At 66.1% G+C, this 21,663-nt stretch carries 24 protein-coding genes; 18 read left to right on the top strand and 6 right to left on the bottom strand.

Translation table 11 applies throughout. The features are described from left to right. Positions 1-115 precede the first annotated feature (115 nt). The 8 genes from Q0R23_RS08395 to Q0R23_RS08360 all read left to right on the top strand — a co-directional run bounded on the left by Q0R23_RS08395 (position 116) and on the right by Q0R23_RS08360 (position 5,928). Positions 116-1,699, top strand: coding sequence for a 2-isopropylmalate synthase (locus Q0R23_RS08395; RefSeq protein WP_293912051.1), 1,584 nt, complete (start codon positions 116-118; stop codon positions 1,697-1,699). A 302-nt stretch (positions 1,700-2,001) separates the two neighbouring features. After that, positions 2,002-2,571, top strand: a complete 570-nt coding sequence (locus Q0R23_RS08390) for a DUF5655 domain-containing protein (RefSeq protein WP_293912049.1) — start codon at positions 2,002-2,004, stop codon at positions 2,569-2,571. Positions 2,572-2,673: 102 nt separating this feature from the next. After that, positions 2,674-3,075, top strand: coding sequence for a hypothetical protein (locus tag Q0R23_RS08385; protein WP_293912048.1), 402 nt, complete (start codon positions 2,674-2,676; stop codon positions 3,073-3,075). Further along, positions 3,072-3,359, top strand: a complete 288-nt coding sequence (locus Q0R23_RS08380; protein ID WP_293912047.1) for an antibiotic biosynthesis monooxygenase family protein — start codon at positions 3,072-3,074, stop codon at positions 3,357-3,359. The genes Q0R23_RS08385 and Q0R23_RS08380 overlap by 4 nt, the downstream gene beginning before the upstream one ends. A 2-nt stretch (positions 3,360-3,361) precedes the next feature. After that, on the top strand, positions 3,362-3,724 hold the full coding sequence (locus Q0R23_RS08375) for a phosphotyrosine protein phosphatase (protein ID WP_293912046.1): 363 nt from the start codon (positions 3,362-3,364) through the stop codon (positions 3,722-3,724). Positions 3,725-3,788: 64 nt separating this feature from the next. Then, positions 3,789-4,145 (top strand): hypothetical protein, encoded by a 357-nt coding sequence (locus Q0R23_RS08370; RefSeq protein WP_293912045.1) that lies wholly within the window; start codon positions 3,789-3,791, stop codon positions 4,143-4,145. Between the two features lie 16 nt (positions 4,146-4,161). Then, positions 4,162-4,860 (top strand): metallophosphoesterase family protein, encoded by a 699-nt coding sequence (locus Q0R23_RS08365; protein ID WP_293912044.1) that lies wholly within the window; start codon positions 4,162-4,164, stop codon positions 4,858-4,860. Positions 4,861-4,929: 69 nt separating this feature from the next. Continuing rightward, positions 4,930-5,928, top strand: coding sequence for a lipocalin family protein (locus Q0R23_RS08360; protein ID WP_293912042.1), 999 nt, complete (start codon positions 4,930-4,932; stop codon positions 5,926-5,928). 58 nt (positions 5,929-5,986) lie between these two features. Here Q0R23_RS08360 and Q0R23_RS08355 read toward each other — a convergent pair whose 3' ends face one another. The 3 genes from Q0R23_RS08355 to Q0R23_RS08345 form a co-directional block, all read right to left on the bottom strand. After that, a complete protein-coding gene (locus tag Q0R23_RS08355; RefSeq protein WP_293912041.1) occupies positions 5,987-6,136 on the bottom strand; it encodes a hypothetical protein in 150 nt (49 codons plus the stop codon). A 104-nt stretch (positions 6,137-6,240) separates the two neighbouring features. Then, a complete protein-coding gene (locus tag Q0R23_RS08350; protein WP_293912039.1) occupies positions 6,241-6,681 on the bottom strand; it encodes a hypothetical protein in 441 nt (146 codons plus the stop codon). Between the two features lie 23 nt (positions 6,682-6,704). Next, complete coding sequence (locus Q0R23_RS08345) at positions 6,705-7,229, bottom strand: hypothetical protein (RefSeq protein ID WP_293912037.1); 525 nt, start codon at positions 7,227-7,229, stop codon at positions 6,705-6,707. Positions 7,230-7,275: 46 nt separating this feature from the next. Between Q0R23_RS08345 and Q0R23_RS08340 the strand changes: the two genes are divergently transcribed. Together Q0R23_RS08340 and Q0R23_RS08335 are read left to right on the top strand one after the other, a co-directional pair. Further along, positions 7,276-7,983: an aspartate/glutamate racemase family protein gene (locus Q0R23_RS08340; RefSeq protein ID WP_293912036.1), complete on the top strand. Its 708-nt coding sequence runs from the start codon at positions 7,276-7,278 to the stop codon at positions 7,981-7,983. Between the two features lie 202 nt (positions 7,984-8,185). Further along, on the top strand, positions 8,186-9,418 hold the full coding sequence (locus tag Q0R23_RS08335; protein WP_293912035.1) for a cytochrome P450: 1,233 nt from the start codon (positions 8,186-8,188) through the stop codon (positions 9,416-9,418). Positions 9,419-9,456: 38 nt separating this feature from the next. Here the strand turns inward: Q0R23_RS08335 and Q0R23_RS08330 are convergent, their stop codons facing one another. Further along, complete coding sequence (locus Q0R23_RS08330) at positions 9,457-9,975, bottom strand: hypothetical protein (protein WP_293912033.1); 519 nt, start codon at positions 9,973-9,975, stop codon at positions 9,457-9,459. A 336-nt stretch (positions 9,976-10,311) separates the two neighbouring features. On the opposite strand from Q0R23_RS08330, the gene ilvD reads away from it, so the two are divergent. From ilvD to Q0R23_RS08315, 3 genes are all read left to right on the top strand, one after another. Then, on the top strand, positions 10,312-12,006 hold the full coding sequence (gene ilvD / locus Q0R23_RS08325) for a dihydroxy-acid dehydratase (protein WP_293912032.1): 1,695 nt from the start codon (positions 10,312-10,314) through the stop codon (positions 12,004-12,006). A gap of 67 nt (positions 12,007-12,073) precedes the next feature. After that, positions 12,074-12,991 (top strand): restriction endonuclease, encoded by a 918-nt coding sequence (locus tag Q0R23_RS08320; RefSeq protein WP_293912031.1) that lies wholly within the window; start codon positions 12,074-12,076, stop codon positions 12,989-12,991. Between the two features lie 52 nt (positions 12,992-13,043). Further along, complete coding sequence (locus Q0R23_RS08315) at positions 13,044-13,901, top strand: hypothetical protein (protein WP_293912030.1); 858 nt, start codon at positions 13,044-13,046, stop codon at positions 13,899-13,901. Positions 13,902-13,913: 12 nt separating this feature from the next. On the opposite strand, the gene argC is transcribed toward Q0R23_RS08315, so the two are convergent. Then, complete coding sequence (gene argC / locus Q0R23_RS08310) at positions 13,914-14,981, bottom strand: N-acetyl-gamma-glutamyl-phosphate reductase (RefSeq protein ID WP_293912028.1); 1,068 nt, start codon at positions 14,979-14,981, stop codon at positions 13,914-13,916. Positions 14,982-15,286: 305 nt separating this feature from the next. On the opposite strand from argC, the gene Q0R23_RS08305 reads away from it, so the two are divergent. Continuing rightward, positions 15,287-16,048 carry a DUF4388 domain-containing protein gene (locus Q0R23_RS08305; protein ID WP_293912068.1) on the top strand — a complete coding sequence of 254 codons (762 nt, stop codon included), beginning with the start codon at positions 15,287-15,289 and terminating at the stop codon, positions 16,046-16,048. A gap of 332 nt (positions 16,049-16,380) precedes the next feature. On the opposite strand, the gene Q0R23_RS08300 is transcribed toward Q0R23_RS08305, so the two are convergent. Continuing rightward, on the bottom strand, positions 16,381-17,064 hold the full coding sequence (locus tag Q0R23_RS08300) for a septum site-determining protein MinC (RefSeq protein WP_293912027.1): 684 nt from the start codon (positions 17,062-17,064) through the stop codon (positions 16,381-16,383). 126 nt (positions 17,065-17,190) lie between these two features. On the opposite strand from Q0R23_RS08300, the gene Q0R23_RS08295 reads away from it, so the two are divergent. The 4 genes from Q0R23_RS08295 (at position 17,191) to Q0R23_RS08280 (ending at position 21,658) form a co-directional block, all read left to right on the top strand. Beyond that, positions 17,191-17,571 carry a S1 RNA-binding domain-containing protein gene (locus tag Q0R23_RS08295; RefSeq protein ID WP_293912026.1) on the top strand — a complete coding sequence of 127 codons (381 nt, stop codon included), beginning with the start codon at positions 17,191-17,193 and terminating at the stop codon, positions 17,569-17,571. Positions 17,572-17,749: 178 nt separating this feature from the next. Next, the gene (locus Q0R23_RS08290; protein WP_293912025.1) at positions 17,750-18,442 is read left to right on the top strand and encodes a response regulator transcription factor; all 693 of its coding nucleotides are present in this window, start codon (positions 17,750-17,752) and stop codon (positions 18,440-18,442) included. Beyond that, the gene (locus Q0R23_RS08285) at positions 18,442-18,687 is read left to right on the top strand and encodes a hypothetical protein (protein WP_293912023.1); all 246 of its coding nucleotides are present in this window, start codon (positions 18,442-18,444) and stop codon (positions 18,685-18,687) included. Before Q0R23_RS08290 ends, Q0R23_RS08285 begins: the two co-directional genes overlap by 1 nt. 13 nt (positions 18,688-18,700) lie before the next feature. Further along, entirely contained in the window at positions 18,701-21,658 is a 2,958-nt protein-coding gene (locus Q0R23_RS08280) for a GAF domain-containing protein (protein ID WP_293912021.1), read from the top strand. The last annotated feature ends 5 nt before the right edge of the window (positions 21,659-21,663 follow it).

The raw sequence follows: 21,663 nt of genomic DNA, 5'->3' as shown, positions 1-21,663 counted from the left end.
AGTCGGCCTGAGTGCGCCCCCCGGAGTGAACTTCACTTCTGGGGGCGTTTTTTCGTGTCTGCCATACTGAATTCAACTCGACCTCCATCTGCTCCACTGCTCAAGGAGACCCGCTATGACCACCATCCAGCCCGCATTGCGCCGTATTCACATCTTCGATACCACCCTGCGTGACGGCGAGCAGTCGCCCGGCGTGGCGCTGAATCACGGCCAGAAGATCGAGATCGCGCACGCGCTGGCGCGGCTGAACGTGGACATCATTGAGGCGGGTTTTCCCATCACCTCGGACGGGGATTTCGAGTGTGTTTCGCGCATCTCACGGGAAGTCCGGGGGCCGGTCATCTGTGCGCTGGCCCGCACCGCCCGCGCCGACATCGAACGCGCCGCCGCCGCGTTGGAGGCCGCTGACCGCAGCCGCATCCACGTGTTCACCAGCGCCAGCGCCGTGCAGATGCAGTACATGCTCCGCAAGACGCCCGAAGAGGTGATTGAATCATCCATCAAAGCCGTGCAGCTCGCCCGGCAGTTCACCGACGACGTGGAATTCTCCGGCCAGGACGTGATGCGGGCCGACTTCGAATTTGTGATCCGGCTGTACCGCGCCGCCATCGAGGCGGGGGCCACCGTCATCAACATTCCCGATACCGTGGGCTACGGCACGCCCAATGAGTACGGCGCCCTGATCGCTCGTGTCAAAGGCGAGATCGTGGCCGGGCGCCACGTGGAGATCAGCACCCACTGTCACGACGACCTGGGCATGGCCACCGCCAATAGTTTAGCCGCCGTCGAGAACGGGGCCGGGCAGATCGAATGCACCCTCAACGGCATCGGTGAGCGGGCCGGAAACACCGCGCTGGAAGAGGTCGTGATGGCGATGCACACCCGGCGCGATCATTACCTGGCCGAGACGGGTATCCGGACCCGCGAGATCAACCGGGTCTCCAAGCTGGTCAGCCGCCTGACCGGCATGCCGGTGCCGCCCAACAAGGCCATCGTCGGCGACAACGCCTTCGCGCACGAGTCGGGTATTCACCAGGACGGAGTTCTGAAGCACAAGGAAACCTACGAGATCATGAACGCCGAGCTGGTGGGCCGCGAGGCTGCCGTGATGGTTATGGGCAAGCATTCGGGCCGGGCGGCTTTTCGCAAGGCGCTCAGCGACCTGGGCTACGACATTGACGGCAGCAACGACGGTGGCCTCAACGACGAGGCCCTCAACGCCCTGTTCGTGCGCTTCAAGGAGCTGGCGGACCGCAAGGGGCAAATTTACGCCGACGACCTGCACGCCCTGGTCGGCAGCGGCGTGGAGGCGAGCGAGACGTTCACGCTGGAGCGGTTTCAGATCGCCATGGGCACCGACATGCAGCCGCTGGCCTACGTCCGCCTGGCGACTCCGGACGGCGTGCGCGAGGCCACCGCGACGGGTGACGGCTCGGTGGAGGCGATTTTTCACGCGATCAACACCGCCACCGGCCTGGCCCCGACCCTGGAGGTCTACCGGGTGCAGGCCGTCACCAAGGGCGCCGAGGCGCTGGGTGAGGTCAGTGTCAACGCCCGCTACGGCGAGATGAGCGTCAGCGGCAGCGGCGTCGCCTCCGACGTGGTGGAGGCCAGCGCCCGCGCCTGGCTCAAAGTCATCAACCACATCGTCGCCGGGCAGACCAAGGAGCGGCAGACGGTGACGGCTGAGACACCTTGAAGATGTTTGAAGGCGCAAGCGAGGGAAGGTAAAATAGCGATATGAAAGGCGAACCGGAGCGCACAGGGGTCAAGGTCACGTCAATGCGAAGTGCGCCCAGCACCACCGCCCACTGGCGCTCACGCCCGATTTCGGAACGTCTGGACGCGCTCGAAGCTCTGCGGCGCGAGTACCACACCTGGAAATATGGCACTGAACCGCGACTTCAAAGAGTTCTGTCAATCACTGGGCGCCCGTGAAGCCCGGTATCTGATCGTGGGCGGTTATGCACTCGCCGCCTCACTCGAAGAACTGGAGGAGTCATGACCAGAGCCGAAAAAGACGCCCGCATCATCCAAGGCTACCTGGCCTCCATCCACGCCCAGATCGGCAAGACGGTTGACGATTTCCGGGCGCTGGCGGCGGAGCAACAGCTCACCAAGCACGCCGACCTGATGGCTTGGCTCAAGAACGACTTCGAGCTGGGGCATGGGCACGCCAGCGCCGTGATTCATCTGCTGAATCGTCCGGCGGCGGGAACGCAGAGCGTGGATGACCAGCTCGCGCCGCTGTTCACCGGCAAGAAGGCGCACTGGCGGGCGGTCTACGACGATCTGGCCGCACACCTGCTCAGCTTCGGGCCGGATGTGGAGACGCGCATCGGCAAGAGCGCGGTGGGCTTTTTCCGGCCTGGACGCTTCGTGGACCTGCATCCCAGCACGGCGGGGCGCTTCGACATCGGGCTCAAGCTGCCGGGCGTGGAGGCGGGGGGCCGACTGGAAGCGGCGGGAAGCTGGAACAGGGTGGTCACTCACCGGGTCCAGCTCAGCGACGCGGCTGATGTGGACGCCGAACTGCTCGGCTGGCTGCGGCAGGCGTATGAGCGGAGCTGACTCACAAAAGCGCAGAGGCGCAGAGGTCGGAGGTCACGGCTCAGACGCTGTGAACGGGTGAAAACATCATGGCTCGCTCATGAGCAGATGTATGGTGAGGCTATGAACATTATCAAGCCTGCTCTGATTTGGACTGCGATATTTCTCGTTTTCGTGTGTATGACGGTGCTGAGCGCAACACACTTTCAACCGAGCCGCTATCAGGCCCTGCCCATCTGGTTCTGGGCCTTGCCGTTCCTGATGTGCGCCGAAGTTCTGCTGGCGACAGTGTGGCTCAAGGCTACTCAGAACGAGAAAAACCTGTGGCGCTACGGCGCGGCATGGGGGAGCCACTTCGCAGTCTTCTTTTTCCTGTTTGCGCTGAGCGGCAGCGCCCTGGACCCGCAGGTAGCATGGGCGGACGTCCTCGTGACCGGCGTGCTCGGTGGCCTGCTGTCCGGCATCGTGCTGGCGGTGCAACGCAAAGGTAGGTTGCTCTCCACCTCGCCGGGTGAGCTTCAGTGATCCTCGAAATCGCCACGTTGACCCTCAAGCCCGGCAGTGCCGACGCCTTCATCTCCGTCATGCCGGACGCTTTCCCCATCGTGGCCAGCTCGCCCGGCTACATCCGCCACGAGCTGCACCAGGGCGTCGAATCGCCCGATATCTTCACGCTGTTCATCTGGTGGGAAAGCCTGGAGGCCCACATGGTCGGCTTCCGCGAGTCCGACAAGTTCCCGGCCTGGCGAGCGGTCTGGGGCCACCTGTTGGAGAGCGCCGCGCTGGTGCATACGCATCAGGTATACTGACCTTGACCACGCGTCCCCTGCGCGTCGTGTTCGTCTGCACCCACAACAAGCTGCGGAGCCTGAGCGCCGAAGTGGTGTTCCGTGACACGCCCGGCTGGGAAGTCGCCTCGGCGGGCACCGATGAGCGGGCCACCACGCCGCTGACCCGCGACCTGCTGGAGTGGGCTGACGTGGCGGTGTGCATGCAGAAGCGCCACAGGGACGAGATTCGCACCAGATTCAGAGGCGTCCTGCCCGCCGAGCGCCTTTTGACCCTGGGCATTCCCGACGACTACGAGTTCATGGACGCCGCTCTGGTGGCGCTGCTGGAGAAGCTGGTGCCGGGGCGGCTGGCGAGGGCGACGCCGCGTATGTCAACGGAGTGAGAATGACCGCACCCAACTCTTTTGCTTTCCGAAATCGCCGACCGGATTTCTCTACACTCAGGCCATGAACCGTTTTTTCCTCTTCGCGTTGGTCGCCGCCGTCATCATGGCTGCGCTCAATGTCGCGTTTTCGGCGGGCCAGTACGGCCTGAGTGCCTTACCCGGCTGGTTTTACCTCGCCCAGATGTTCCTGATTCCGGCCTTTATCCTGAACGTGCAACTGTTTCCCCGCGCCAACTCGGCGCCCCAGTTCGCCGTGCGCGCCGGGCTATACGCGCTCGGCTGGGCGCTGCCGTTCAGCGTCTACAAGCTCAGCCAGGATTTGCTCTCGCCCGCCTTCAGCCTGGGCGCCAGCCTGATTTCGCTGGTCGTCACCTGCGCCCTGTTCGGCGTGCTGATGGCCTACCTGCGGCGGCGCTGAGTATGCGGGCGCTGAGATGAGACTGGCGGTTCTGAGCGACGTCCACGGCAACGCCTTCGCCCTGGAGGCGGTGCTGGCCGACATCCAAGCCGCCGCGCCCGACGCCATCTACAACCTGGGCGACAGCGTCTGGGGCGCTGCCGATCCGGGCCGGGCCTGGGAAATGCAACTCGAACACGCGCCGCCCAGCGTGCGCGGCAACACCGACGAGTTCATGCTCTCGGCAGTGGCTGAGCTTGAGCCGTCCACCCGGCTTTACCGCGAGTTTCTGGAAGGCCAGCTCGGCGGCGTGCCCCCCGAACTCGCTCGCCTGCCCGTCTCGCTGAGCGTGGCGAACGGTGAGGTGCTGCTCTCACACGGCTCGCCCCGCGACCCCTGGGAGTACCTGATGTTCAGCGGCGAGGTGCTGGCGACTCCGGCGCAGATGCGCGAGCGGCTGCACGGCGCGGCGGCGAAGGTCGTGGTGGTGGGCCACTCGCACACCGAACTGCTCGATACCCGGCTGGGCATCAGCGTCGTCAATGCGGGCTCTGTGTCGCGGCAGAAGTACGGTGATCCTGCCGCCCGCTGGGTGCTGCTCGACAAGGGCAGCGGCGGCTGGACGGTCAGCTTCCGGCGCGTGGAATACGACATCGAGGCCGCCGCCCACTGGGCCGAGTGGCATGGCCTGGACGGCGTGCAGGAAGCCCGGATGCTGCGAACCGGGCGGCGGTGACTGCCTGACCGCGCCTGCGAGCGTAGGCGACGGCGCAGAGTTCTGCCCGCTGCCCGCCTACAGTGACTCATGCCCCGCCTGAATGCTGCCGCCTTGCTGCTGATCCCACTGCTGAGCGCCTGTCTGCCCCGCGCTACGGCTTTCGACCCGGCCCGCATGCTCGACCCCGCCGCGCTGGGGCCGAACAACGCCGCAACTGAATGGTGGTACGTCTCCGGCTACCTCCCAGCAACCGGCCAGGCGTTTCACTGGGCGCAGTTCAAGGTCAATTACAAGGGCATTCCCTACTTCGCCTCGCATATCGCGGTGGCCGATCTCAAGACCGGCAAGCTCGATTTTCTGGAAGAGGGCCGCCAGGACGCGGCGTTCGCCTTTCCGCCGCTCAAAGTCCGGCAGGGCGACTGGAGCCTGACCCAGACCGCGCCTGGCAACACGGCGCCCTTTGACCTCAAGGCCGGGCCACTGCAACTGACCCTCACGCCGCAAAAGGGGCCGGTGGTGCATCCGCCCGGCTACTCCGGCACGCCTGAGACCGGTCAGCTCTACTACCAGAGCGTGACCCGGCTGAGTGTGGCGGGCACCATCAACGGTCAGGCTGCTACCGGCACGGCCTGGTTCGACCACCAGTGGGGCGACCAGCAGCCGGGCCGCGCCGCGCTGTGGGACTGGTTCGGGGTGCATCTGTCGGACGGCTCGGACCTGATGCTCTACCGGGTCAAGACCCAAGGCGGCAAGGTGGTGCAGCTGGCCGGATCGGAGGTCGGCGCCGACGGCGTGGCGAGAGAGGTGAAGAACGTCACCATGACGCCCCAGCGCGAGTGGACCTCGCCTTCCGGGCGCAAGTACGTCCTCGACTGGAAGGTCAGCTCCGAGCGCGGCGATTTGACCCTGAAAGCCGTGCGCGACGAGCAGGAGCTGCTGTCCAAAACGACCTCGGTGGCGTACTGGGAGGGACCGGTCAGCGGAGACGGTACCTGGGGCGGCGCGGCGGTCAAAGTCGAGGGCATGGGCGAATTCGTCGGCGGCGTGCTCAGCAAGGCTGAGGGCGGCACCTTCGGCGCGAAGTAGAGCTGGGACTCAGCTCACGCTACCCGTCTGCGCTACCCGTCTGCGCTACTCGTCTGCGCTACTCGTCTGCGCCGCCCGTCTGGACGCTCTGGCTCTGGGGAGTCGAGGCGGGCGAACGCTGCGGCGAGTGGTAAGTCTGGAGGTAGCCGAGCAGCACCAGTAACCCCAGCAGCAGCAGCCGGAGCCAGAAATTGGTGTCGCGCTTCATGGCCCCCAGTATGTCACGGGCGCTCTGCTCGGCCTCGTGTCGGCCTCATGACACCGACCCCGACCTGAATCGTTGCGAGCCAAGGCCGCTCAAGCCTGAACCGCTCAGGCCGGGGCGCCCGCCGAGGCCACGCCGACCAGCCCGCGCCCAAGGTCGAGGCTGGCTGTGCGCCGGAATCCTGCCCAGAATTCCAGCGCCGCCGCGCCGGGCGGCTGGTAGCACAGATACAGGTACGAGGCGTCGCTGTCGGGCAGCAGGCCGTTGACCTCCAGGCGCACCAGCACCGCGCCGGGCGTCACGGCCTGGCCGTTTCTGAGCGCCGCGTCGGCCTGGGTCGCCAGCCAGCGCTCGCGCTCACTCAGGGCGCGGCTGACCGGCTGGCCCTGAGCACCCGTGACGTAGAGTTCGGCCTGTGAGAGCAGCGCGTCCGTCTCCGGCGCCGCGCTGTGGGTGACGGCCAGATCGGGAGGGCTCCCGGCTGCCGGTCCGGGCTCAGGCGTTGGTTTGGGGACTGCTCCCGGCGCGGCTTTGCCTCGTTCGTTCATGATTCTCCCTGGCTGGGTGCGCTTCACTGGCGGGGCAGCGGTCCGACGTACTTGACGTAAGCGGCGGTCCAGTCACCGGCGACGGCCTTCTGGGCGTCCTCCATGCTGATGGTGCCTTTGCAGGCCAGGCTGTGCAGCTTGTTCTCCAGCGCGTCCTTGACGTGGGCGTTGAGCGGGTGGGTGACGTAACTTTCCGGCCACAAGTTGCGAATCGAGTTGCTGCCGCCGAGTTCCAGGCTGATCAGGTGATCGACCTCGTACTCGCCCGGCTGGCGGCTGGTAATTCCATACGATTTGTAGACCTGAGCCTTGAGGCTGCTGGGTACGTTGCGGACCGTCTGGGTGTAGCCGGGAACGCAGATGACGGCTGAGTCGGTGGTGAGCACGGCGCCGGGCGTCAGGGCCGGATTGGGCAGGCTGCCCGCCGGAACCCGGCCCGTCACCGTGTCGGGCACGCTGCTGGCCGGTTTCCTGAGCAGCAGGTAGCCTGCCAGCACGATCAGCACGGCAAACAGCAGGATGATGGGCAGTGAATTGTTTCGGCGCATACCTGTAGTTTGCACCACAAACCAGCTCCAGTGCTAGGGTTGAGACATGAAGCTTCTCGGTGTCATCGGCGGGATGTCGTGGACCTCCACGGCGGAGTACTACCGGCGAATCAACCTGGAGGTCGCTGGGCGCCTGAGTCATCTGGGTCTGGGCGGCCTCCACTCGGCGCGGCTGCTGATTCACAGCGTCGATTTCGCCGAGGTGGCGGCCATGCAGCGTGCCGGTGAGTGGGACGCGGCGGGCGAACTGCTGGCGGGCGTAGCCCGGCAACTCGCAGCGGGCGGCGCGGAAGGTCTGCTGCTCGCCACCAACACCATGCACAAGCTCGCGCCGCAGATCGAGGCCGCTACGGCGCTGCCGCTGCTGCACATCGCCGACGCCACCGGGGCCAGGTTGCAGGCTGCCGGTTTCACGCGGGTCGGTCTGATCGCCACCGCCTTCACGATGGAGCAGGATTTTTATACCGGTCGCCTCTCGGAGCGCTTCGGGCTGGACGTGATCGTGCCGGGTGCCGTGGGCCGGGCCGACATCCACCGCATCATCTACGACGAACTGTGCCGGAACGTCATTCTGGACGAGTCCCGTGACCGCTACCGCCGCGTCATGGCGGACCTCGCGGCACGCGGCGCCCAGGCCATCATCCTCGGCTGCACCGAGATCACGCTGCTGGTGAGCCAGGCCGACGCCAGCGTGCCGTTGTTCGACACGACGGCCATTCACGCCGAGGAAGCGGTGAGTTTTTTGCTGAGCTGAGCGGGGGAGAGTAGGAAGTGGGAGGTAGGAAGTGGGAGGTGGGGAGTGGGGCAGGGTCTTTACTTGATCCTGCGTTGTCAGCGCCTGAGCGGAATGAATGGCCCGGCCTGTTTGAGCACGCCGCGCCGATCTGAACGCAATAACAGGCCCTTCATCGGTTCCCACTCCCCACTGCCTACTTCCCCCGCCTTATCATCCCCCCATGCCCCACCTCCCGCTGACCGACCCGGCCTTCATCCGCGACCCTTATCCGTTGCTGGAGCGGCTGCGAGAGGAGTCGCCCATTTTCCACGACGCGGCGCTGAACAAGACCGTCTTCACCCGCTACGACGACATTTCCGCCGTGTTGAAAGACCCGCGTTTCGGGCGCACGCTGACGCACCTGTACTCGCGCGACGAACTCGGCTGGCCGCCGCCGGACCCGGCTCAGGCGGCTTTCGACGCCTTCAACCAAGGTCATCTGCTCGACTCGGAGGGCGAGAAGCACACCCGGTTACGTTCGCTGGTGGGCAAGGCGTTCACCCCGCGCCGGATTCAGACGCTGACGCCCCGCATAGAATCTCTGCTAGAGGAGCAATTGAGCGGCCTGGGCAGCACCTTCGATCTGGTGGAAGATTACGCCGCGCCGCTGCCGGTGGCGATCATCGCCGAGCTGCTGGGCGTGCCGCGCACCGAGCGCCACAAATTGCGCCCCTGGAGCGCGTCCATCGTCAGGCTGTACGAGCCGAGCTACTCCGCCGCCCAGCAAGCCGAGGCCGAAACCGCCGTCACCGAGTTCAGCGCCCTGATCCGCGACCTGGCTGCCCGGCGCCGCGCCGTGCCGCAGGGTGACCTCATCACCGCGCTGGTGGAGGTGGAAGACGGCGGCGGGCGCCTGAGCGAATCCGAGCTGATCCACACCGTCATCCTGCTGCTCAACGCCGGGCACGAGGCGAGCGTCAACGGCTTATCAGCGGGCGTGCTGGCCCTGCTGCGCCGCCCGGAGCACCTGGACATGCTCGTCCAGACCGCGCCATCAGAGGACAGCCTGCCCCGCTTCCAGACGGCGGTGGAAGAACTGCTGCGCTTCGATACGCCGCTGCCGATGTTCGAGCGCTACGTGCTGCAAGACCTGGACTGGAACGGCACGCCGCTGAAGACGGGTGACAAGGTGGCGCTGCTCTACGCCAGCGGCAACCGCGACCCGCGCAAGTTCGACGCGCCCGATCAACTACGCCTGGAGCGTGACCCCAATCCGCACCTGAGCTTCGGGCTGGGCCGCCATTACTGCGTGGGCGCCATGCTGGCCCGGCTGGAACTCGGCCTGAGCCTGCGTGCCCTGCTGCGCCGCTTCCCCGATTTGCGCCTGGGCGACCCCGGCGCCGAGCCCCAGTACGGCGGCGGCTTCGTCATTCGCGGGCTACGGCGGCTGGAGGTGAGGACATCGGGTGCATAAATTTGACACCGGTGGAATACCGCGCTATTTTTTGGAAATCAACGACCCAGGTGGTCGTTTTTTTCGTTCTGCCCAGAGCCGACCAGCGTGTAGCCCACAGCGGCGCACAGCAGGATCACGGCGGCGAGTTGCAGCGGAACGGCAGCCACGTAGAACTGATTCATGAACGGTGAGCGCCGCCAGTAGACGCCCTCGGTGACGCGGAGCACGTTGTAGCCCAGCACCGTTCCGCCCACCCCGCCCAGCCACAGCGTCCACAGCAGCCAGCCGGTCCAGCGCCGCCGCTTGAGGACCGCCCAGGCGCACAGGGCGCATAGCAGGAAGGCCAGGACGCAGGTGCCGAAAGCGGAGAAGTACCTGCCGTCCGTCACGCGGGCGCTGACCACGACGATGGAACCGTAATCAGCCTGGGTGTAGACGCCACCGATATCCCTGAAATAACTCAGTTTTTTGTGCCAGCCCTGGATGAAAAACACCAGCATCCACGAACTGGCGAAGGCCAGCGCCGCGCAGTACAACAGGGCGGCATTTCGGTACAGCACTCGGACGCGGCTCACGGGTTCATGTTAACCAGGCTCCAGCGTGGTGCGGGCGGCCCGGTCTCGACAAGCTGATCGCCTGGCTGGTTGCTGGACGGCTCGTTCCTAAGTATCTCCTTGTAAAGCTTTAGCTTTACCGAGCGGGAGGAGTGGCGTGCCCAGGCGCGTCCGTTCACGACGAAGAGCGAGTGAGGAAGAGAGTATGTCCTGGCGGGAGTGGAGGGATGGAGCGCTGTTTGCGGAAGCCCGAAACGTTAGCAGGGACATACTGAGGACGGGGCCACCGATCAGCTTGCCTGACCTGATCCAGTACAGGCGCACAGAACGGTGTCCAAATCGGGATAAACTCACCCCATGACCGACACAACCCCCAAGGCCAAGCTGAACTGGAACTCCCATCAGGTCACCCAGGGCGACGAACGTGCCCCCAACCGCTCGATGATGCGGGCGGTGGGCTTCCAGGACGGCGATTTCGAGAAGCCGATCATCGGCGTGGCGCACGCGCAGAGCAACATCACGCCCTGCAACAACGGCCTGGGCGAGCTGGCCGGGCACATCGAGGGCGCCATCCGTGAGGGCGGTGGGATGCCGCACATCTACGGCACCATCACCATGTCCGACGGCATCAGCATGGGCACCGAGGGCATGAAGTGCAGCCTGGTCAGCCGCGAGGTCATCGCCGACAGCATCGAGACCGTCAGCCGGGGCATGTCGCACGACGGCGTGATCGTGGTGGGCGGCTGCGACAAGAACATGCCCGGCGCCATGATCGGCATCGCCCGGCTGAACATCCCGGCCATCTTCGTGTATGGCGGCACCATCAAGCCGGGGAGTTACGACGGCAAAGACCTGACTCTGGTGAGCGTCTTCGAGGCCGTCGGTGCGCTGAGCGCGGGTAAGATGAGCCGCGTTGATTTCGACGAGATCGAGCGCCGCGCCTGCCCCGGCAACGGCAGTTGCGGCGGCATGTACACCGCCAACACCATGAGCAGCGCCTTCGAGGCCCTGGGTATGAGCCTGCCGTTTTCCAGCACCATGAGCGCCGTGGACGCCGAGAAGGCCGTCTCCAGCGCCGACAGCGCCCGCGCCCTGCTGCGCATGATCGAGCACAACGTCAGGCCGCTCGACATTCTGACCAAGCAAGCCTTCGAGAACGCCATCACCGTCATCATGGCTGTGGGCGGCAGCACCAACGCCGTGCTGCACCTGATGGCGATTGCCCACGCCTGCGACGTGCCCCTCGAACTGGCCGACTTCGAGCGCATCCGCGAGGCCACCCCGGTCTTCTGTGACCTCAAGCCCAGCGGCAAGTACGTGGCCACCGATCTGCACGACGTCGGCGGCATTCCCCGCGTCATGAAGATGCTGCTGAAAGCGGGCCTGCTCCACGGCGACTGCCTGACGGTGACGGGCAAGACGATTGCCGAGAATCTGGAGGGCGAGTTGGACACGCCCAACCCCGGCCAGGACGTGATCCGGCCCTACGATCAGCCGCTGTATGCCCAGGGGCACCTGGCCATCCTGCGCGGCAACCTCGCCCCAGACGGCAGCGTGGCCAAGATCAGCGGCCTGAAAAGCATCAAGATCACCGGCCCGGCCCGCGTCTTCGAATCCGAAGAAGAGAGCATGCACGCCATCATGGCCGGTCAGATCAACCCCGGCGACGTGCTGGTCATCCGCTACGAGGGGCCGAAAGGCGGGCCGGGCATGCGCGAAATGCTCTCGCCGACCTCGGCCATCATCGGCAAGGGCCTGGGCGACAGCGTGGGCCTGATTACCGACGGACGCTTTTCGGGCGGCACCTTCGGGCTGGTCGTCGGTCATGTGGCGCCGGAAGCCTTCGTGGGCGGCCCCATCGCCCTGGTGCATGAGGGCGACACCATCGAGCTGAACGCTGAAACCTGCGAGCTGACATTGCATGTGGACGAGGCCGAGTTGGGGCGCCGCCGTCAGGCGTGGGTCCAGCCGGAGCCGAGGTACAAGCGCGGCGTGCTGGCCAAGTACGCCAAGCTGGTCAGCAGCGCGGCGGTGGGGGCGTATACAGATTAAGGATTGAGTGCGTCTGGGCCGTCTGCCTTGAGGGATGGACGGCTTCTTTGTTGAGTTAGAGTGAGGAATGGCGATTCCTGCGTACCAGTCGATCTTGCGTCCCTTGCTTGAAACCCTGTGTGACGGACAACCACGAAATATCAAGGACGTTTCAGAAGAGTTATCGGCATACTTTGCCCTAACTGCTGAAGATTTACAGGTATTGCTTCCGAGTGGACGGCAGACGACCTACGCTAACAGGGTGGGATGGGCTAAGACGTATCTTGCAAAAGCGCAGGCCGTTACGGGCGTAGGGCGCGGTATTCTTCAGATCACTCCGCGCGGCCAGGAGTTGTTAACACGTCTACCAGAGCGTATAACGCAAAGCGATCTCATGGTTTATCCAGAATTTCAATCATTCAAGGAAGCTGGGCGCGAGAAGGCTTCAAATGCACTGCCTGTATCGGCGCTGGAATCGAGCCAGAACCAGGTGTCCCCGGAAGAGCAGCTCGACGCCCTCTACACCGAACTCAGCGCCGCCCTCGCCGATGATCTTTTAACTCAAGTTCGTGCCCTCACGCCGCAACAATTTGAGGTTCTGGTGGTCCAGCTTCTTGTCGCAATGGGCTACGGTGGCAGCGTGCGCGATGCTGGGCAGGCGCTGGGGCGCAGCGGCGACAACGGCATTGACGGCGTGGTCAAACAAGACCCGCTGGGACTCGATAAGGTCTACATCCAGGCCAAGCAGTGGGCCAACAATGTCGGCAGCCAGGAAGTGAGGAATTTTGCGGGGAGCCTCAGCTACCACAAAGCGACCAAAGGCGTGCTCATCACCACCGCAGGCTTCAGCTCCAGCGCCAGCGACACGGCCCGGCAGATCGGCAACATCATCCTGATCGGCGGTGACACGCTGGCCGAGCTGATGATTCAGTACAGCGTCGGCGTGGTGACGCGCAGCACCTACCTGATTCGCAAGGTGGACAGCGATTTCTTCGAGGACATCTGAGCCGGGCCGGACCGCAAACCCCCGCTCCCACCCTGCGCTCTACACTTCACCCATGCCCTCTCGCCCATTCCGCTGGACCCTGAGCCGCCCGGAAGGGCTGGTGCGGCGACCAGACAGCGGGCCGCTCACACCGCTGTACTTGTTCTCGGAGCTGCGTTCGTGTGCTGCGCGGGTCGTCGGGGCGGCGGGTGAGCGCGACCTGATCTTCCTGGGCCGCTCACCCGAAAGCCTGTTTGATTACCTCAGCGGCGTTTTGCACGGCACCGCCTGGGAGGGGCGGCTCGATCTGCTGCTCTACTCCAACCGTGGCAACCGGGTAGACGCCATTCGCCGGGACCATCCAGGTGCCATCGAAGCCATGCGGGCACAGTTCACCGAGGCGGGGCTGGCTCCGGCACAACTCCTGACGCGGCCCCGGCCCGTCGCCATTATCGATCTGGTGGCCGAGGGCGGGACGTTCGAGGGCTTCAGCGACTTCCTGGAGGCGTGGTCTGCCGAGTTGGGCGTCAATCTGCGTGCCTGGCGCTCCCGGCTGCGCTTCGTCGGCATCGTCCGGCAGCGCAAGAACAGCCCCAACGCCTTCCGCTGGCAGCAGCACGCGCCCTGGCTGGACCGGTATCCGCCGGGCACGGCCTGCAACGTCTCGGTGCCTTCACCCCTGTGGAACTACCTCGGCAATACCCAGATGAAGGTCACGCCGTCCAACCCGCCCCGGCTGTGGGGGAGGAGCGAGCTGCTGAGTCCGCCGCGTCAGGAGGAACACCTCGAAGCGCTTCAGGCCGCCGCCCAGCGGTATACCAGCGGCACCGACCTCGCCGAGCGGGCCAGATTCGCCGCCCTGCTGAGCGGCCAGCGCTCCATGCGCGAGCGGTGGTGTAGGGAACTGGTGCTGGCGCTGCGTGCCCGGTAGGTCAGCAGGCGCTCACGCCGGGTGCAGCCCCGCAAAGCCCAGCCCCGCGCGCTCGTTCCAGCCACGGGCGATGTTCAGGCATTGGACGGCGTGCCCCGCCGTGCCTTTCACCAGGTTGTCGATGGCCGACATGACCACCACCCGGCCCGTTTCATTGTCCATTTCAAAACCTATGTCGCAGAAATTGGTGCCGTCGAGCAGCTTGGGGTCGGGGTAGCGGTGAATGCCCTTTTGCACCTTGACGATGCGGATGAACGGCTCCTCGGCGTAGACCTCGCGGAAGGTGCCCCACACGTCGCGCTCGGAGTAGCCGTCGGGCAGCCAGGTCTGGATGGTAGTCAATATGCCGCGCACCCTGGGCGTGCTGATGGCGGTCAGGTGGATGGGAAAGTTGCCGGGCAATTCCTGCTGGACTTCGGCGGTGTGGCGGTGCCCGACCGGCTTGTAGACGCGCAAGCTGCCTTCCCGTTCGGGGTGGTGCGAACTATCACTGCTGCTGGCCCCCGCCGCGCTGGACCCGACCAGTCCGGTGGCGATGATGTCCTTGGGCAGCACCGTGCCGAGTTTCAGCAGCGGATACAGCCCCAGGATCACGCTGGTGGCGAAGCAGCCCGCGCAGGCGATGCGGGTGGCGCCCACCAGTTCGGCGCGGTGCAGTTCTGGGTTGCCGTAGACCCACTCGCTTAGCCGCTCCGGCGCCGGGTGGGCCTCGCCGTAGTATCTGGCGTACACCTCCGGGTCTTTGAGGCGAAAATCGGCGGACAGGTCGATGATGACCTGGCCCAGCGCCTCGAAGGTTCCGATCTGCCGCGCCGCCGAGTTGTGGGGCAGCGCTAGCACGATCACGTCGGCGGCCTCCAGCTCGGCCAGCTTGCGAAATTTGAGGTTGGTCAGCGAGCGCAAATTGGGGTGCAGCATTGGCACCGGCATTCCGGCGTTGCGCTCGGAGGTGACCTGGGTGACCTTCAGGTTGGGGTGCGCCAGCGCCAGGCGCAGGAATTCGCCGCCTGCGTAGCCGGAGCCGCCCACGACGGCGACGGAGAGCTGTTCGGAACTGGACAGAGAAGAGGAAGCCGTCATGCGTCCAGTAGAGCATATCGGCACTATGCAGAAGGCAAGTTAAGCCATCTTAAAATTGGCGAACGTTAAGTAAAAGCGGACCTGGAGGAGTGGTCGGGAGCGCCTTCAGGTTCGCCTGTTATCTTCGGGGTCGGCGGCAGCGGCCCTCACCGATCTGCCCCCACCAATATGGAGGCCGCCGCGTCGACATTCGGCGCACAGGTCTGCTGGCTGCGCTAGCCTGTAGCCGTGCCCGCCTCTCGCCCCCTGTGCCCGGTAATCTCGACCTCCTCAGTCCGACTGTTTCCGGTGACCCCGTGACCAACATGACCCAGGCCAACGCGCTGGAGACGTTTGATTTCGTCGAACTGCTTTCAATGCTCTGCAAAGGCGGCAAAACCGGGGCGCTGCACGTCGAGCGCGACCGGCGCGAGTTCTCGGTCTACCTCAAGGAAGGTCGGGTGCGCCAGATGGAGGGCGGCGAGCTGAGCGGCCCGGCGGCGATGGCCGAGATTCTGCGCGACCCGCGTGGCCGCTTTCATTTCGAGAACGATGAACGTGCGCCCGCCCCCGACCTCGACCTGGCGCACGAAACCTTTGCGCTCGAAGCGCTCAAGCTGCTGCCGCCGCCGCCGCTGAAATTCCCCGGCATTGGCCGTCTGGAGGCCCCGGAGCGCTTTGCCGAGCTGAACCTGAGCCTGCACGAGCACGAAATCGTGCAGGCGGTGGGCGCCGGGCAGCCGCTCTCGGAGCTGGCCCGCCACCCTGACGCGGCGGCGCTGCTGGGGCGGCTGTGCCGACTGCGCCTGATTACCGAGCGCAAAACCCGCGTGGCCCGCCTGGTGGTGCAGGTTACCCAGCAGGTCTCCGGCGTGGTGGTCGTCGACGAGACGATCTACAAACGCTGGCGCGACACCGAGGCCGCGCCCGTCAAACAGGTGCAGCTCCGCCACGAGCAAAGCGGCAAGGTCCATCAGTTGCCGGTGCGCCCGGCGCCCAATATCGGCTCGTTCATCTTGCTGCCCCCCGAACTGATGATCCGCACCGGCCTGAAAGCGGGCGAGTCGGTGCTGGTGCGGCCCGGCTGAGACCGAGTATCTCCACAGCCTCCCCGTCGCCTCCGCGAACGGCGTCGGGGAGGTCTTCGGTGTCGCTGTAGGTCCATTCCTCCGGTGCGATCAGCATGGCGGAGGGATCGAGTCCCTTCGAGATTCGGATGCGGTATCGCTCCGGGAACTCAGCGATCAGACTTCCAAAATAGAAGTGCTCATACGGGGTCGGTGCTCCGTCGATGCCGCCCACGATGCCGTCCATGACCCAGTAGGCGATTCGGCGGCCTGACGTCTCCATCGCCAGTACCTCGTCCGTTTTGCCGACGGTCAGGCCCGGTGTTAACCGTTCGCACCTGACCTCCATACCCTCAGCGGTGATCCGGCAGCGACCTCGGCGAGTGGCTGGAGACGATCACGATCTGACCGCCCTCCAGGCGGGCGACCTCGGATTCGGTGTTGGCGAGTTTTTTCATGCTGCTCAGGCTGCTGGTCTCCGGGGCGCGGGCCACGGCTCCGGCGATGCGAATCTGGGCGCTGGCGATCGGCCTGGCCCACACGATGGCGCTCTCCATCCCGTCGGCCCCGGCATGCACCACGCCGCGCAGGGCGCCCAGCACGATCACGTCGCCGCCCGCGACCAGCTCGGCGCCGGGGTTGACATCCCCCAGCACCACCACGCTGCCGCCGTACTCGCCCCGAAAACCCGCCCGGACGCTGCCCGGCAACACCACCGTATGCTTTTCGCCCTCCTCCAGGTGCGCCGGGGCGGCGGCGGCGGTGGGCAGCGCGGTGACCAGTTCGCCGCTGGCCGAGGCCACCATCGGTGGCGTGACCAGGCGCGGCGCCTTGATCCGCGAGATGTGCCCGCCCGCCGCCGTGATGGCCGCCCTCACGGCGTCGAAGGTGTCCATGTGGGCCTCGCCGTCGATGTCGAGGGTGACCTCGCTGGCCAGCAGCGCCACGCGCGAAGCCAGCGCCCCGGCCACCGAATCTGGGGTGTCTGAGGCGCCGAGCTGGATGTTCAGACCGCCGAGTGTGCCGCGAAACTTCATGAACTTCACTCTACAGCCTCACAGGGCGCCCGCGCCCGCAATGGGCCGCATTCACGATCGGCCTCTATCCACCTCCGGCGGCGATGGTGTACCATAGCCTTATGCTTCTTTTGGAGGGCACCCTTCGTGCAACTTGATTCCGGCGCGGTCGCTGAAGGCCGCGTCACCCGCGTCACCGATTTCGGCGCGTTTATACAGTTCGAGAACGGCGAGACGGGACTTGTTCACATCTCCCAGATCGCCCACTCCTTCGTCCGCAACATCCACGATCACGTCCATGAGGGCGACAGCGTGGAAGTCAAGGTGCTGGGGCGCGACGAACGCGGCAGGCTCGATCTTTCGATCAAGGAGCTGTTAGAGGAACCCGAAGAGATTCCTCGTCCCCGCGCCATCGGACGCCAGAGCCCGCAGTTCGAGGCCAAGCTCCGGTCGTTCATGCGTGACGCCAAGGAGCGCACCACCGCAGGCGGCAAAAAGCCCGCCACGCCGACCAAGCGCAAAAAGTAAGAGCTGGAACCGGAGAGTGGGGCCGTCTGCTACGGCTCCGCTCTTTGCTGTTGGGAAGTGGGCAGGTGGGCAGTAGGAAGTGGGAAAAGATCAAGCCCACTTCCCACCTGCCCACTTCCTACTGCCGCGCACGGCCTCCCGCGCACAGCCTCCCGCGCACCCCACGCTACACTGACGCATGGACGTTTCAACTGAGGCCCAACCCGCCCTCCGGGGCCGCACCATTTCACTGCTGCTGGTCGACGATCACCCGGTGGTCCGCAAAGGCACCCGTGAACTGCTCGAAGGCCAGACTGATCTGCGCGTGGTGGGCGAGGCCGACAGCGGCTTGATGGCCGTCGAGCAGGCCAGAGAGCTGCAACCCGACGTGATTTTAATGGACGTGTCGATGCCCGGCATGAACGGCATCGAGGCCACCAGGCTCATCAAGGCGGAGCGCCCCAGCGTGGGCGTGCTGGTGCTGACCAGTTACGACGACGACGCCTACGTGTTCGCGCTGATCGAGGCGGGCGCGGCAGGCTACCTGCTGAAAAATGCCGGTGAAGACGAGCTGCTCGGCGCCGTGCGGGCGGTGGCGGCGGGCGAGAGCGCCCTGACTCCGGCGGTGGCCCGCAAGGTGCTGACCCGTTTCAGCGCCCAGAGCAGCCCCAGCCCGGTGGGCGAAACCTTATCCCCGCGTGAACTGGAAGTCCTGCGCATCGCCGCCACGGGCCGCACCAACAAGGAGATCGCCCGCGACCTGGATATCTCCCCGCGCACGGTGCAGGTCCACCTGGCCAACATCTTCTCCAAGCTGGATGTCGGCAGCCGCACCGAGGCCGTGCTCTACGGCATCAAGCGCGGCTGGATCGACCTGAGCACCATCGAGTGATGCCTCATATTGAGCGGGCGGAATACAGACTGGTGATTGCCAGTCAGCCTCAGCGTGAAACGCTTGTCACCGAACTGACGCTGGGCGAACGATTATTCATTGAAATTTATCTCGAAAAGGGCCGCCGGGAGTTAGCGATATTCAGCCAGGGCTGGGAGGGACCACTGACTACGAGTGCCGAGGTATTTCTAGAGTTTTTGCAAAAAGCGGTGAATAACACCGATCTTCCGCCTGAGAAGGCTTGAGAATCCAGTTCTCATGCTTTCCGCCCTCTCCAAACTCAGCGAGGCCCAGCACGCGGGCGAGTTCCTGACCATGCTCGCCACGCTGGCCGCCGAGCTGTGCCGGGCGCACGGCGCTCAGGCGCGGCTGGGCGAGGCCCTGAGCGTGGTCTGCTGCGCCGGGCGCGGCCTGGGCCTGAGTGACCCGGCGCTGGCCCGGCTGGCCCTCGATTCGGGCAAGGTTCAGCACGCCGGGATGCTGTGCGCCCTGCCGCTGCGAGCTGGCCCTGGCGCCGTGCTGGAGGTGGTCGGCGGCAACCCGGAGGCGCTGGGCGAACTGGAAGCCGCCCTGCCACTGCTGGGCCTGGCCTTCGAGGGCACGCTGGCCCGTGAGGCGCGGCGCGGGCGCGGGCGCGTCACCGAGACGCTGGCGGGGCTCAGCGAGCGCATCGGCGGCAGTCTGGACCTGGCGCAGGTGCTGACCGCCACCGCCCAGAGCGCGGCACACTCGCTGGGCTTCGAGCGGGCGCTGGTGGGGCTGTTCGGCGAGCTGGGCACTGGCAGCGCGGCGACCCAGGCCAGCCAGGTGTTCACCCACGGCTTCGACGCGGACTTTCGCGGTGAGGTCGGCGTCGGGCCGGAGAGCTTCGAGCGGCTGATGGCGCGTGGCGAGGTCATCGTCTACGACCATGAGCGCGACCATGCCACGCCGCTGGGCGTGGGCTTATCTGAATTCTCGCCGCTGATCGCCCTGATCGCGCCGCTCAAGGCCCGTGGCAGGCCGCTGGGCATCCTCTACGCCGACCTGCGCATTCGCCGCCCGCTCAGTGAGGGCGACGACGCGCTGCTGCTGGCGCTTGCCGAGCAGGCCAGCCTGGCCATCGACAACGCCCGGCTGTACGCCGACGAGACCCGCAAGCGCCATGTGGCCGAGTCGCTGCGTGAAGTGGGCGTGACCTTATCGCGCAGCCTGAAGCTGGCCGACACCTTCCAGAACGTACTGAACTACGCCCGCACCCTGTTCGGCGCCGACGCCTGCGCCATTCACGAACGGCAACCGGATGGCCGGACCCTCAGTATTCGCAGCGCCATCGGACTGCCCAGCGAATACGTGCTGCGCTCAAGGGCCAGGGTCGGCGCGGGCGTCACCGGGCGGGCCATCGAGCGCGGCGCCCTGGTGTACTCGCGCAACCTCACGGCTGAACATCAGAGCGGCGGATCGCGCTACACCCGGCAACTGCTGGCGGCGGGCCAGTATCCCTACCGGGGCGTCGCCGCCTTGCCGCTCTCGGCGCGGGGAAACGCCTTCGGGGCGCTGACGCTGTACTACACCGAAGTCCTGCCGCTCGACGCCGAGGACCTGGCGCTCACCGAGGTGTTTGCCGCCCAGGTGGCCCTGGCCATCGACAACGCCCGGCTCTACGAGGACGAGGTGAGGCGCGAACGCGAGGGCGCCGTGCTGCTGAGCGTGGCGGCCAGACTCCAGTCGCCGCTGGCTGCCGGGGCGCTGGGGGCGGTGGCCCGCGAGCTGACCCTGGCCCTGGGCGCCGATCGCGGCCTGATCGTGACCCTGCCTGACAGTCTGGGTGATGGGCTGGGTGCCGAGCTACACAGTGCTGATCTACACAGTGCTGAGCTACACAGTGCTGAGCTACACAGTACCGACCTTTACAGTGAGGTGGCGGGCTACAACTTCCCCGAACTGCCCGACACCGAGCGGCTGGGCGTGCTGTCCTCACAACTGGGCCGGGGTCCGCGCCCGCTGACCCGGCGGCACCTGCTCGAAGGCGCCAGCAGCGGCCTGCTGGCCCCGATTCGCCACCAGGGCACCCTGCTGGGCCTGTTCTACGCCGACCAGGTGCAGGGCGATCCGCCCAGCGAACGCGCCCTGCACCTGGCCCGCTCACTCACCGAGCAGGTGGCGGTGTCGCTGAGCCGCGAACGCCTGCTCGGTGCCCTGGCCCGTGAGGAGGCCCGCTACCGTTTATTGGCCCAGAGCGCCCACGACCTGATTGTCGCCGCCGACACGGCAGGTACCATCACCTACGCCAACCCCGCCGCGCTGCGGCTCCTGGGGCCGCTCGACGGCCTGCCGCTGTGGAGCCTGATCCACAGCCCGGACTTCAAGGACGCCTGGGACGCCTGCCTGGAGGCGCCCGAATCTGGAGGCCGCTGCGAGGTCACGGTGGGCGGCCTGGAGCGCGACCTTCACCTGGAAGTCCGCCTGTCTGCCGTCTCGGCGGGGCCGGGGGGCCGGGTCCAGGGCCTGCTGCTGCTCGCCCGCGACCTCAGCGAACTGCAAACGCTGGCCGAGGAAATCCAGCGCCGGGGCCAGGAACTCGAAGCCGCACGGGGGCGGCAGGGCGAGCTGCGCCAATTCCTGTCGCTGTTTACCCAGGCCCAGGAGGAGGAGCGCCGCCGCATCAGCCGCGAGCTGCACGACGACACGGCCCAGGTGCTCGTGGCGCTGGGCCGCCGCCTGGATAAGCTCAGCCGCACCCTCAGCGGCGAGCAGCGCGTCCAGGCCACCGAACTGAGAAGCGAGCTGAACGCCGCTACCGATTCGGTGCGGAGATTTGCCCGCAACCTGCGCCCCAGCGTGCTCGACGATCTGGGGCTGCTCCCGGCGCTGGAGTGGCTGGTGTCGCAGGTCAGCACGCCCACCCGCCTGGAAGTCCAGGGTGCCGAGCGGCGGCTGGGCGGCGCCACCGAACTGACCCTGTTCAGGGCCGTGCAGGAGGCGCTGGGCAACGTGGATAAGCACGCCCAGGCCCACAGCGCCGCCGTGCGGGTGGTGTTTTTACCCGAACAAATCGACATCAGCGTCAGCGACGACGGGCAGGGTCTGGACCTGCGTGTTGCCGAGCGCCGCGCCCAGGAGGGGCACATGGGCTTACTCGGTCTGCGCGAGCGGGTGGCCCTGGCAGGCGGCCAGCTCAGCCTGGACAGTGAGCCGGGCCAGGGCACGCAGGTAAGATTCATGCTGCCGGGGTAGGGGGA

Source organism: Deinococcus sp. (assembly GCF_025362455.1).
Classification (GTDB): Bacteria; Deinococcota; Deinococci; order Deinococcales; family Deinococcaceae; genus Deinococcus.
Note: the sequence above shows the minus strand (reverse complement) of the source record. Positions and strands in the feature narration are given on the sequence as shown.

What these genes read in the sequence shown, in the direction of transcription:
- Q0R23_RS08395 (WP_293912051.1), top strand. Translation starts at nt 116, where the DNA reads ATGACCACCATCCAGCCCGCATTGCGCCGTATTCACATCTTCGATACC.
- Q0R23_RS08390 (WP_293912049.1), top strand. Translation starts at nt 2,002, where the DNA reads ATGACCAGAGCCGAAAAAGACGCCCGCATCATCCAAGGCTACCTGGCC.
- Q0R23_RS08385 (WP_293912048.1), top strand. Translation starts at nt 2,674, where the DNA reads ATGAACATTATCAAGCCTGCTCTGATTTGGACTGCGATATTTCTCGTT.
- Q0R23_RS08370 (WP_293912045.1), top strand. Translation starts at nt 3,789, where the DNA reads ATGAACCGTTTTTTCCTCTTCGCGTTGGTCGCCGCCGTCATCATGGCT.
- Q0R23_RS08365 (WP_293912044.1), top strand. Translation starts at nt 4,162, where the DNA reads ATGAGACTGGCGGTTCTGAGCGACGTCCACGGCAACGCCTTCGCCCTG.
- Q0R23_RS08360 (WP_293912042.1), top strand. Translation starts at nt 4,930, where the DNA reads ATGCCCCGCCTGAATGCTGCCGCCTTGCTGCTGATCCCACTGCTGAGC.
- Q0R23_RS08355 (WP_293912041.1), bottom strand. Translation starts at nt 6,136, where the DNA reads ATGAAGCGCGACACCAATTTCTGGCTCCGGCTGCTGCTGCTGGGGTTA.
- Q0R23_RS08350 (WP_293912039.1), bottom strand. Translation starts at nt 6,681, where the DNA reads ATGAACGAACGAGGCAAAGCCGCGCCGGGAGCAGTCCCCAAACCAACG.
- Q0R23_RS08345 (WP_293912037.1), bottom strand. Translation starts at nt 7,229, where the DNA reads ATGCGCCGAAACAATTCACTGCCCATCATCCTGCTGTTTGCCGTGCTG.
- Q0R23_RS08340 (WP_293912036.1), top strand. Translation starts at nt 7,276, where the DNA reads ATGAAGCTTCTCGGTGTCATCGGCGGGATGTCGTGGACCTCCACGGCG.
- Q0R23_RS08335 (WP_293912035.1), top strand. Translation starts at nt 8,186, where the DNA reads ATGCCCCACCTCCCGCTGACCGACCCGGCCTTCATCCGCGACCCTTAT.
- ilvD (WP_293912032.1), top strand. Translation starts at nt 10,312, where the DNA reads ATGACCGACACAACCCCCAAGGCCAAGCTGAACTGGAACTCCCATCAG.
- Q0R23_RS08320 (WP_293912031.1), top strand. Translation starts at nt 12,074, where the DNA reads ATGGCGATTCCTGCGTACCAGTCGATCTTGCGTCCCTTGCTTGAAACC.
- Q0R23_RS08315 (WP_293912030.1), top strand. Translation starts at nt 13,044, where the DNA reads ATGCCCTCTCGCCCATTCCGCTGGACCCTGAGCCGCCCGGAAGGGCTG.
- argC (WP_293912028.1), bottom strand. Translation starts at nt 14,981, where the DNA reads ATGACGGCTTCCTCTTCTCTGTCCAGTTCCGAACAGCTCTCCGTCGCC.
- Q0R23_RS08305 (WP_293912068.1), top strand. Translation starts at nt 15,287, where the DNA reads ATGACCCAGGCCAACGCGCTGGAGACGTTTGATTTCGTCGAACTGCTT.
- Q0R23_RS08300 (WP_293912027.1), bottom strand. Translation starts at nt 17,064, where the DNA reads ATGAAGTTTCGCGGCACACTCGGCGGTCTGAACATCCAGCTCGGCGCC.
- Q0R23_RS08290 (WP_293912025.1), top strand. Translation starts at nt 17,750, where the DNA reads ATGGACGTTTCAACTGAGGCCCAACCCGCCCTCCGGGGCCGCACCATT.
- Q0R23_RS08285 (WP_293912023.1), top strand. Translation starts at nt 18,442, where the DNA reads ATGCCTCATATTGAGCGGGCGGAATACAGACTGGTGATTGCCAGTCAG.
- Q0R23_RS08280 (WP_293912021.1), top strand. Translation starts at nt 18,701, where the DNA reads ATGCTTTCCGCCCTCTCCAAACTCAGCGAGGCCCAGCACGCGGGCGAG.